The 2,426-nt window shown below is 42.7% G+C and carries 2 protein-coding genes and 1 pseudogene; all 3 read right to left on the reverse strand.

What is annotated here, in order from left to right; all coding sequences use genetic code 11:
* The coding region (locus tag C5470_RS21620) for a contractile injection system protein, VgrG/Pvc8 family (RefSeq protein ID WP_278249205.1) at positions 1 to 313 on the reverse strand (313 nt) is incomplete at its 3' end.
* Positions 314 to 832: 519 nt separating this feature from the next.
* Complete coding sequence (locus tag C5470_RS21625; protein ID WP_166291844.1) at positions 833 to 1,849, reverse strand: hypothetical protein; 1,017 nt, start codon at positions 1,847 to 1,849, stop codon at positions 833 to 835.
* A gap of 21 nt (positions 1,850 to 1,870) precedes the next feature.
* Positions 1,871 to 2,426: pseudogene (locus C5470_RS21630) on the reverse strand (hypothetical protein); the annotation flags it as partial.

Below are 2,426 nucleotides of genomic sequence, written 5' to 3' on the forward strand. Positions count from 1 at the left end.
GTAATCCCGCACGCCATAAACCCGGATGAAGTGTCAGGGAATAATGACTGCGATGGCGACCTGTCGTGCTTTGTTCAAACTGAGTCACAATCCCGGTGACACTGCGCTCCGGTTGCCCGTCACGATAAACGGTCAATGTGGCGGAATTATCCAGCACATCAGCAAAATCAATATCCGGGTCAGCGCTGGTTAACGCGGCTTCCAGGCAGAACAATGTTGACAGCGCTTCATTCAGGGTAAATTCAACCACAGCAAAAGTTTGCTCCGGGAGATTACCTACGGTGAGGGTAAAAACCAGTCCTGAATCCGCCATTACTGCCCTCCTGACTGAGTGATATTGACGTTGAGGAAATGAAAGGAATCGTTTAATACAACCATAATCTAACCTTCATCAATTTAAATGATGACCGAATGTATTTGACCGGCAGAGCCACGGGCTAAACTTTTCTCTGCCCTTGTTGGGCTGGGTATTGACCTCATATTGCTGCCTGAAATTATCAGCACTCTGTCGGTTTGATTGTTTAACATATGAACGGGAGCATAGAAAAGGGAAGGAATAATGCACTTATTTTCTTTTAATAACGAAATTTTATTCTGGTCAAATTGAAGATTTTTTATGGGATATCACAAATAACGATAAGGAATTTAATGCGTTAGAATTAACCGCCTCAATGCGAATGCGATTAAACAGAATCACTGACCTGAACCTGCGCTTCATTGGCACGAAATAAGAAAGCAGAATTAGCGATACATCTCAAATAAAGACATGTCTTTCATATTGGTGAAAGTCTTAGAAGAAAATATCGGGTCAAATAACCCGATATGACCTCCATTAAATCACCTGGACAAAACGCCCGTTAATTAATGAGAAGATTGGTGAGATAGTCGCCAGATCCGCATCGCCGTCTTCATCATTAACATAATAGGATATTGGTGAATTCCTTAAGTCTGATTTATTCAGCAGCCTGACCATTCTGCCTTGGTTCATTACCTTAACCCGATAGTCACTCCAGTTAATTGGTCTCATTTTAAAGCTTTTTTCTTTGAAATCATGATGAAAAAATTTGTCGGCAAAGATACTCTCTTCGCTTTCGCCAGTTGCCCAAGCCCAGGCTTTGAGTGCAACTTTTTGTTGCTCACGGATAGTATTCACATCTTTGGCATTATAAGCCTGCCAGACAGCCATATAAGCCTGTTGCAGTTGCCGGCGCTGTTCAGGTGTATCTGTGTAGGGGGTTGCCTTCACCCATTCCCATTCCGGTAATCCACTGATTTTTATACTACGACTAAACCGGTATAAGGTCATATTTAATGGAAATTCTTTGGGATAAAAGTATAGTTTCTCTATATGCCCGGCTTCTACTTTTTCCGCCTGTATCACATGGCGTATAACCGGTGTGCTGACAGCGGCATATTTGGGTTCATCTGAGGATACTGTTGCCATGGGTTGACCATTTTTATCTATCTCAACTTCAATCGCCGTCAGCACTTGACTCTCTTTACCACGCATGGCAGTCAGCTCTAGCTTGCATTTAGCCTCTGGGTTAAAATGGTTTCGGGTTTCATCTGACAGTTTATCTGGGGAAAACCAGCCCAGTGCCCCGAATTCCAGACTAATTTCGTTTTCTCCGTTTACCAGGAACAACATGGCGGCCGTGCTGGCCGAACCAAATCCCCGACCTTCTAAGGCCGAATTACGGTTACTGAACCCAGTTACTCCATTGGTTTTAATATCACAAAAGGCATACTGGATATCGAATAAACTGCGAATATACAGCCTCGGTTCATTCGCATTAGCACTGGACATAATAATTACTCCTAACAATAGCGATAACAGTTTTAATTTCATTTTTTATCCTTTTATTCTTGCTTACATTCTTGGGAATCCCGCATTGATAAATGGGATTTTATCCAGCTTAGGTTTAAAGTTAGAGTCATAACTCATTTCCCACGATGCGGTTTCAGCACCCGGAACTATTTCCGGCTGAACAATAGGCCGTTCTTCTCCTATCAAATTAATTCTTAACGGAGATTCACTGGCTTTTAACGGGTCTGCAATAACCCATTTCCACTTCTTTTTGACTTTAACTATGGATTTTTTCTTCCCGTCTGCTTCTGCCTCTGCAGCCACCGCAATCTCAGCAACAATCCCATCATGATACCCGGCGAGATCAATCCCCCCATCATGTTGATCGAGTTTAAAACCCGCCGCCGTTTTTATAACCCCACCAGCACTCATCGCAATTTCCATGATCATAATATGGGTTTTAAAGGCCGCGTTTATTTTCCCTGCCAGACTCAATTTCAGATCATTCTTATCACCGGCATCGAATGTCCATTGTTTTTGTTTATAGGCCGCCCCGAGCTGAAAGGACAGGTTACAGGTCAAAATAATGCAACATTCAAGCTCTAAGTAATTTTCATCC

The organism is Photorhabdus stackebrandtii, assembly GCF_011189495.1.
GTDB lineage: Bacteria > Pseudomonadota > Gammaproteobacteria > Enterobacterales > Enterobacteriaceae > Photorhabdus > Photorhabdus khanii.